Origin of the sequence: Izhakiella australiensis, from assembly GCF_002006995.1 — a bacterium.
Classification (GTDB): Bacteria; Pseudomonadota; Gammaproteobacteria; order Enterobacterales; family Enterobacteriaceae; genus Izhakiella; species Izhakiella australiensis.
In genome coordinates, this window is the sequence record NZ_MRUL01000042.1 from 1 (window position 1) to 7,755 (window position 7,755).

Annotated in this window: 12 protein-coding genes; 5 read left to right on the forward strand and 7 right to left on the reverse strand. The window is 47.0% G+C overall.

Translation table 11 applies throughout. The features are described from left to right. Positions 1-156: 156 nt before the first annotated feature. The 5 genes from BTJ39_RS23735 to BTJ39_RS23755 all read right to left on the reverse strand — a co-directional run bounded on the left by BTJ39_RS23735 (position 157) and on the right by BTJ39_RS23755 (position 3,637). Entirely contained in the window at positions 157-1,599 is a 1,443-nt protein-coding gene (locus tag BTJ39_RS23735; RefSeq protein WP_078005131.1) for a DnaB-like helicase C-terminal domain-containing protein, read from the reverse strand. Continuing rightward, entirely contained in the window at positions 1,589-2,491 is a 903-nt protein-coding gene (locus tag BTJ39_RS23740; RefSeq protein ID WP_078005132.1) for a DNA replication protein, read from the reverse strand. The genes BTJ39_RS23735 and BTJ39_RS23740 overlap by 11 nt, the downstream gene beginning before the upstream one ends. Positions 2,492-2,708: 217 nt before the next feature. After that, the gene (locus BTJ39_RS23745) at positions 2,709-2,966 is read right to left on the reverse strand and encodes a hypothetical protein (RefSeq protein ID WP_078005133.1); all 258 of its coding nucleotides are present in this window, start codon (positions 2,964-2,966) and stop codon (positions 2,709-2,711) included. A 9-nt stretch (positions 2,967-2,975) separates the two neighbouring features. Beyond that, positions 2,976-3,299, reverse strand: coding sequence for a hypothetical protein (locus BTJ39_RS23750; protein WP_078005134.1), 324 nt, complete (start codon positions 3,297-3,299; stop codon positions 2,976-2,978). Between the two features lie 110 nt (positions 3,300-3,409). Next, positions 3,410-3,637 carry a transcriptional regulator gene (locus tag BTJ39_RS23755; protein WP_078005135.1) on the reverse strand — a complete coding sequence of 76 codons (228 nt, stop codon included), beginning with the start codon at positions 3,635-3,637 and terminating at the stop codon, positions 3,410-3,412. A 103-nt stretch (positions 3,638-3,740) separates the two neighbouring features. Here BTJ39_RS23755 and BTJ39_RS23760 point away from each other — a divergent pair, with 103 nt between their 5' ends. The 3 genes from BTJ39_RS23760 to BTJ39_RS23770 all read left to right on the forward strand — a co-directional run bounded on the left by BTJ39_RS23760 (position 3,741) and on the right by BTJ39_RS23770 (position 5,854). Next, positions 3,741-4,442 (forward strand): S24 family peptidase, encoded by a 702-nt coding sequence (locus BTJ39_RS23760; RefSeq protein ID WP_078005136.1) that lies wholly within the window; start codon positions 3,741-3,743, stop codon positions 4,440-4,442. 110 nt (positions 4,443-4,552) lie between these two features. Then, entirely contained in the window at positions 4,553-5,383 is an 831-nt protein-coding gene (locus BTJ39_RS23765; RefSeq protein ID WP_096777782.1) for a protein rexA, read from the forward strand. 33 nt (positions 5,384-5,416) lie between these two features. Next, a complete protein-coding gene (locus tag BTJ39_RS23770; RefSeq protein WP_241825973.1) occupies positions 5,417-5,854 on the forward strand; it encodes a biopolymer transporter ExbB in 438 nt (145 codons plus the stop codon). 50 nt (positions 5,855-5,904) lie between these two features. On the opposite strand, the gene BTJ39_RS23775 is transcribed toward BTJ39_RS23770, so the two are convergent. Further along, on the reverse strand, positions 5,905-6,108 hold the full coding sequence (locus BTJ39_RS23775; RefSeq protein ID WP_078005137.1) for a hypothetical protein: 204 nt from the start codon (positions 6,106-6,108) through the stop codon (positions 5,905-5,907). Between the two features lie 395 nt (positions 6,109-6,503). Between BTJ39_RS23775 and BTJ39_RS23780 the strand changes: the two genes are divergently transcribed. Next, the gene (locus BTJ39_RS23780) at positions 6,504-6,848 is read left to right on the forward strand and encodes a hypothetical protein (protein ID WP_078005138.1); all 345 of its coding nucleotides are present in this window, start codon (positions 6,504-6,506) and stop codon (positions 6,846-6,848) included. A 158-nt stretch (positions 6,849-7,006) separates the two neighbouring features. Here BTJ39_RS23780 and BTJ39_RS23785 read toward each other — a convergent pair whose 3' ends face one another. After that, entirely contained in the window at positions 7,007-7,201 is a 195-nt protein-coding gene (locus tag BTJ39_RS23785) for a hypothetical protein (protein WP_078005139.1), read from the reverse strand. A gap of 185 nt (positions 7,202-7,386) precedes the next feature. On the opposite strand from BTJ39_RS23785, the gene BTJ39_RS23790 reads away from it, so the two are divergent. After that, positions 7,387-7,617: a hypothetical protein gene (locus BTJ39_RS23790; RefSeq protein ID WP_078005140.1), complete on the forward strand. Its 231-nt coding sequence runs from the start codon at positions 7,387-7,389 to the stop codon at positions 7,615-7,617. Positions 7,618-7,755: the final 138 nt, after the last annotated feature.

The window sequence follows — 7,755 nt, forward strand, 5'->3', positions numbered from 1 at the left end:
AGCATCGCGACGTGGGTTATCCTGACCGGCGACGAGATTACGCATTCTGTCACCAAATTCAGGATTGCGACCATTGCGCTGCCTTTCTGCTTCTTTAAAGATTTCAATAATGTGTGGATATTCCATCGCCTCACCCCTTCTGTGTGGTTTGTGTCATCAAAAACCGCCCTTCTTCGCGTAAGGTTTATGCGCTGCCTGCTGCCTGCTGTCGCGTTCCTGACGGGCAGCCTGCTGATCCATATCGTAGATAGCGCCGTCTTTTTGCAAGCAGAACACAGTGCCGGTGTTGCCGTGCCGGTTGAGCCTGAGAATTAACTCCGTCTCACCAGGCGGAACGGTATCGTCATAAGAGCCTTCACGATGGATGCCTACCCAATAATCACAGTCTTGTTCGATCTGCCCTGTGTCGCGGGAATCACTCGGCAGTGGTCGCTTGTTGACGCGCTTTTCCAGCTCGCGGTTAAGCTGAGTCAGCAGAACAACTACGCAGCCCAATTCTTTCGCCAGGTTCTTCAGACCTTTTGTGATCATGCCGTAGGCCAGATCGTTACGGTCTGCTTTCTCAGCAGTCATCAGCGTGAGGTAGTCAACCAGCACCATTCCGACGCTGCCCCGCGTGCGTTTTACCCTGCGGCATTCTGCAACGATGTGAGCGAGTGACAGGCCCGGCGTGTCGTCGATATACAGAAGGTCAAGTTCACTAAGACGTGAGGCTGTTTTCAGCGCTTTGTCAAAGTCAGCGTCGTAGTCTCCCTGATAAGTGTCGTCTGCGTCATCCGTGGCAGGCATGTAGAAAATGCTGGGGTTTACGCCGGACTTCTGCCCAACCAGCTTTTCCAAGATCTGATCAGCGGGCATTTCGAGGCTAAACATTAGCGCGGGTTTATGCTCCCGTACGGCGCAGTTGATAGCCATCTGGCTGTACAGCGTAGTTTTACCCTGTTTTGGTCTGGCACCGATGACGAACAGAGAACCCTTAACCAGCCCTTTTGGTGACAGCATCCGATCCAGCGATGGGATACCGGTAGACAGGCCTCTCTGCTCTCCTTCGGGGTCAAAGCGCTTTTCCAGATCCAGTGCCCAGCCATCCATGACATCAGCGAACGAGCGAAGCCCACGGCGATTTCCCGTTTTAGCATGATCACTGATTTGAGTTGTCAGCTGGCTTACCGCGTCCAGTTTTTCGGTGGCGGTAAGGGTGCTGCGGGTGTACAGCATTTCCGTTGCTTCAGCCAGCTTGATGATGGCGTAACGTTCCATTGCGTTATCGCGTACTGACATTGCGTAATGTACGATGTTGGCTACCGATGGCGTGTTTTTACTGATTTCGGCCAGATAGGCAAACCCGCCTACTCTCTCAAGCTCTCCACTGCTTTCAAGGTCATCATTCAGGGTCACAAGGTCGATGGGCTTGTTGCGCTTAACCAGTGATCGCATCGCATCAAAAATAATGCCGTGCGCTTTCGAGTAGAAACTCTCTGGTTTCAGCATTGCAAAAACCTGCTGGCTGCGCTCGTCTCCGCCGTCAAGCATCAGCCCACCGATCACAGATTGCTCTGCCGCAATGTTGTGGGGTGGCAGGCGATAATTATCGGTCATCATGCTCTCCCTCCCGGACTTTCAAGTACACATTGTCATTCAGGAAGAAATCAAATCCCTTTTTGTGCCAGGTAGTACCGCGCTGATGATTCTGCCGCTCCTCAAACATCCAACGGCAATTTTGCGAAACGTAGGTTAAATAATCTCGCCAGTCCTGCATTGTGAACTTGTGACCGTCGAGCTGCTTTGTAACAACCCCGGCTTTTCGCCAGAAAGTTCGGATCTTGTTTTTTCTGGTGTCGTTCAGAACACGAACCAGTGAAGCCTCAGGCAGTATTTCATGATATGCATTCACGATGTCCTGACATGAGATTGATGTTTTATTCTCCCCCTGATTTTTCTCTGCTGAGATACCAATACTATCGTCAGATAGTATTGTATTAGTATTTAGTAATTCTTTATCTGTGGACACTGGCTGGACATCGGCTGGACACTCTTGCTCTCCATCCCTTGCGGTACGCGGCTTTGCTCTGGACACTGGCTGGACATCGGCTGGACACGAAAATTGCTGATATTCGTCGTATTTGACCACTTTCAGAACAGTAAATCTGTTGTTCGATTTGGTGGTGATCATCCCAAGATTTGTATATTTCCTGAGAAGAGATTTAACACGATCAGGTTCAAGTCCGGTTTCGAATGCCAGGGTATTTCTGCCAGTGATGAACTCACCGCGCTCACATAAAACATCGCCGATATCTGTAGATACCAGCGTTTGCTCATGGTTGGCACGGAGAAGAAGGTGAACCCACAAATGCGACGCCTCAGGGTCTTTGTAAAACGGCACATCCATGATTTTTCTGTGCAGCAAGGTAAACCCCTTACCGACTGATTTCGGTGTCTCCTGCTGCCGTCTGGTCTCCCTGACGACTGCAAGGTTGGTGATATTACTCATTTCCCCTTCTCCCTGGCCTTATGCTCATCAAGAATCCACTTCAGCCGCTCAGCGACAGCGGGATTTAATGAGCGAAGAAACCGCAATCTGGAGAAGTTTTTATGCGTTTCGTCCTGGCTACTGACGTGCTTTCGTGCCATAATTTCCTCGTTGAATTGGTTCAAAATTCGATAGTTATCAGTGAAGAATCCTCGGCGGCTACCGGGGATTTTTTGTTTCAGAACAAAGCAGGCTGAATGCCTTTTTTCTGGCGGGGTTTCTTTCCGGGCTTATCCTCCGGCAGGCCGTATTTATCCGCCCATATGCGAGCGCGGTAGAAACAGTCGTCAAACATCGCCCCTTTCTTGCTGGCCTGAGAGCAACGTTTGTAGTGGTCAACAGCAGCATCTGCCCCCCCCTGCGCAATAGCAGGCGAGTAGCCAAGTGCAATAAGCTGTCGCATTGTGTTTATCTCAATAAATTCAATAGGGTTCACTCCATCCTCCTACGCGGAAAATGATTCATCCTGGCTGGTTATTTCCAGCTGCAATCGTGCAAACTCCATCGCAACGGTCATCAGCCACCGGTACTGATCTAGCGGTAATTTCTTTTCTCCACGCAGCACAAAATCCTCTACACCGCAGGCGGCGAGAGTTTCCATAATTTCCGGGTATTTTTTGGTGCGGTGCATAATGGTTGAGTCGGCCACGTCAAGAAGACGGGCAACTACAGTCTGACGTGTGTTCATTAATGCCTGGTGGGCAGTCGAAAGAAGGTGACGGCCAGTAAACGCAATACTGCTTTTTTTGCGTGTTTTTGCATGTTCCATAGTTAATACTTGTCCTTGTTGATTAGTTAGTTACGTGAGCAAACCGTGGGGTTTGCCACTGTTGTGCCTGCGGTTAGACGGGCGGCTAAGTTGTAAAAGAGCGGGTGGTGCTATGCTGCCTGGTTCGGGTGAGGAAACAGGCCGGGCAAATCAGGGCGAATTTGGTAAGCTCTGACTGCTCCGCCAGTGGCGTCTACGATGCTCTCAACGTATTCAGGAGAGACTTTTGCCTTTCCATGCAACCACTTGTAAACCGCCTGTTGAGTCAAGCCACAGGCATCTCCAAGTTTTTTTTGAGAGCCGACAATGCCGATGGCGGTTTTTATGGCTTCATTCATAAACAACCTCCGTCGCAAATAATGCAAATATAAAACTATGGTTGTAATTAGTCAACAACCATATTCGCTTGATGGCAAACAACCAGGGTTGTAGATTAAAGGAATGAAAACAACACTCGCAGAAAGGCTGAAATCAGCCAGAAAAGAAAAAAGCCTTTCACAAAAGGCATTAGGGGAGATTGTTGGTGTTTCACAGGCTGCGATACAAAAAATTGAAGTAGGAAAAGCCAGAGAAACAACCAAACTTACCGAATTGGCTAGGGCTTTGGAGGTTCGACCTGAATGGCTATCATCCGGAGAAGGCGATATGCGCCAGACTGAGCCATCTAACATCCGTGAAACTAGATTGAAGGCTGGTGTGTGGGAGGATATGGAACATGACCAGGATGAGTATGTGGAGATCCCTTTATTAAACGTATCATTAGCCGCTGGAGATGGTAGCTGTGAGCTGGAAGAGTCATCCGAATTCGGTTTAGTTTTTCGTAAATATTATCTTAAAAAATTGGGCGTTCCTGAATCTTCGGCACGCGTCGTTAGAGTTATCGGTCAAAGTATGGAGCCGACGCTGCACGATGGCGACGTAGTCGGCGTAAACATGCAGGAGACGACAATCAGGGATGGGAAAACTTATGCGATCTGTCAGGCTGATTTACTACGCGTAAAGACACTGATCGCCACGCCGTCGACAGTAATTATTCGCTCTATAAACCGTGATGAATATCCTGATGAAGTAATGGACCGGGAAGACTTCCATAAGAATGTTAAAGTCATTGGCAAAGTGTTTTGGTCATCACATAGCTGGTGACCAGTGGCCGGACGAGACGTTTGGGTAGAGGTTTGGCGGCAGGTGCCGAAGAAGTATACACAGAGCGCTCCAATTTAATTCAAATCACATCTTATATAACGGATTAATATATGAAAATGAACTTTTATGCGGCTTTTCAGCAAAATGATAAGGAGATGCTACCTATTGACTTAGTCAACGGCCTGTCTGAGCTGGTGATTAAAGCTAAAAACAATGCACTTGAGGTTGATGACTATTTCATTTTCGCTCATCACATCAGCAGAGAATGTTATCTAATAACAAAGACATACGATTCAGACTTGGTGAAGCGCGTTAACAAAACCACATTATCCGTTGATGAAATAAAAAACGTTTTAGGAAATGATGAAACACTTGCCTTCCCATCATTTTTACTCATAAAGGATGGAATCATAGGTTACGCATGCACCCAACACGGCCCAAGAGTGCGTGAGTTGGAGATTTATTTATCCAGCAAAATGAATATTGAACCTCCTTACAAGCTACGCTTAGGTCCATTAATGAGGGATGTTACTAAAGATGATGCTCTAGATATGGAGTTTATCGGCAGGACAACGTTAAGAGTGGAGTCGGGGTCCAAGTTATTCTCCCCCTTATTGCGTGCGGCTGGAGTTGAGACTATTGAAGAGGAACTTTTAGACGGGTTGGAAATCACAATAAAACCCAAAAGACTAAGAAATATCAGCAACATGTCAAAGGAATTGATTCGCAATGCAGATGATGGACATAGCGATATACACTTGAAAGCTAAAGAGTATGCAGCTGATTTGCTAACTGACTACTACCTTTCAAACAAAGGACACATCAGCGCCAACATTTACAAATCCACTAACGAAGAGATTGCAGAAGAAATGGACATTTGCTTCATAAAAATGAAGAATGTTATAATGAAAAGTTATAAAGATTTTTGTGAAGATGAATAGTTGCCATTAAAAGGGTCAGTTGGGGATTTTATCATGAGAGAGCATAAAATCATTCCGGGGGTTTTGCTATTCGTTTTCCCTTTCCTGCCGGTTATTGCGGCTTACATTATTCTCAGGCATGCTGCCCCAACAATTTCCTTTTCTGAACACAGAGATGCTTTGGGTGCTGCTCTGTCCTCATATTCTGGAACCACAATTGCAATTCTGATCGCGGCACTTACCTTTGTGATTGGGCTACGCGGTAAAAATATTAGAAAGGTAAAGAATTACGGGTATATGACATCAGTCATCATTCTTTATGGCCTGACTTTCGCGGAGTTAGGGATAGTGTTCTTTATGGGGCTTTTCTTGATGGCAACCAGCAAGGAACCAATATTTTTACTTCCCTCCCTTACGATAGGGCTTTCTGCTTCCTCCATGATGCATATCAGTATCATCCTTTTCCAAATGCTGAAATTCGCGAAAAATTAAAACATTCAGACTAACCCGCCCCCCCCCCACCGCGCCGGGTTTTCTTTGCCCTACTTTCCCCGCCTTACCAGTTGTGCAGCATCCCGGTTAACTGCCTTACCAATCACGTTGCCCAGTTCCCGCCTGGTACGTTCCAGCTCATCTGACAGGTTATCCCGGCTGATGGTGACGCCATTGGCTATCAGCCGTACAACAGCTATGCCGATAGCATTAGCCAGCATGGCGGCTTCTTCTTCGTTGTTCTCATAGTCCATAGCTAATCCCCCGGATTAAGACCTTCAAACAATACCACTGTAGAGCTGAACCTGCATCGCCTGCACTTTTCCGTTGCTCATACACCACCTGATTAATGGCATCTTGAAAAATAAAAAACCCTAAAATACAACCGCATGAAATAAAAACAACCTAAATCATCAAATAAAACAACCTGTGTTGTTGACACAAAACAACTGTAGTTTTATATTAAATCCATCAGCACGACACATCGCTACACAGTCAGCTGATTCGCTCTTTAACAACATGACCTTCCGCTCTCACAGGCGGGACCAAACCGAGAAGGTTTTGGGCTGGACGAAATGCATCCGCAAGACGGTAATCGCGAGGATAAGCAGCGCGGCATCCAGCACCAAAGCTTTCTACAGGGGGAACTATGGCAACCATCACATTCAAGCGTTCGTGCAAATCAGCGCCGGGCAACAGCAAAAGTCGTTATAAGGCGCGACGTAAGGCTCAGCGGGAGTCAGGCAGGCAGGTTGAAGCGCTTGCACGCAAAATCGCAGTAGCGGCCACTGGATGCAGCATTAACGTACTTAGGGCGACTGAAGGAGCGAGTGATTACGCTAAGCAGTTGGACAGATCCATCAGGCATCACGAACAAATAATCCAGCACCGGGAGCAGCGTGAGCGAAACAAACACATGAAGGTCTGCAATGAAGCCGGCCGCCAGATACATGCGGTTCAGAAACGCAAGGGAAGCAGTATTCCACTTATATAAAAAGAGGTAATTATGAAATTTGAAGATTTATCCGAGAACGTGCAGATGATTGCTGCTGAAACTTTAAAGGAAATATTGGTGGCACATAAAACCGACCACGAGGCATCCTGCAAACGCTTTGCTGATTGCGTCCGGTCGGCCTTTGAAACTCTTTACACTCAGAAAATTCCAGCGTCAGAACCGGATTGATATTTGTCGTTGAGATGTTTTTCAATGGAATCGAATACCTGAATAACATTCTCAGCCTGGCGATCAATAACTGACGAGCCAAGTTTCCCCGCTCTGATTAGCTCAACAACCAATTGTTGCGCGGCCAGTGACGGATTTCTCTTTGGATCGACTATTTCAGACATACAACATTCCTTATTTTGACTGTGGAAACAGCAGTCTATCCCTTTCCTTTGACTGTGGAAAGCTGGGAAACCACGCGCCGGGCGTGGATAAATATCCCGGCATAAACATATACAGGCCAGCTAACCACTGGTCTTTTTTATTACCCGTTCACAGCGTGGGCGCAGCTGACATTTAAGAGGTGAGTATGAGTATTGACGCGACAATTAAAGCAAAGCGTATCAATGAAATTTCTCCTTATGGGGATGGATATAATCGGCGTATTGAAATCGATGTTGAAGATTTAGAGATTGCCGAGGCGGTAAAGGCTGACGAAATCGTTAGTGAGTATGACGTTGATGATTTGCTTGATGCCATCGGTGAGAGCGATGTCATTAACTGGCTTGAAGGGAATGGCTACACCGTCGAGAAAGACTAATCCCGCCCCGAGCGGGTTTATTTCACCAGTCGCCATGAGCGGCTTTTTTTGTGCCTAAATTCAGAGATAACAACATGAGCGAAGAAAAAATCGTCACGTATAAGGGGTTTAATACCGACCTGACGTGCCGTGATTACC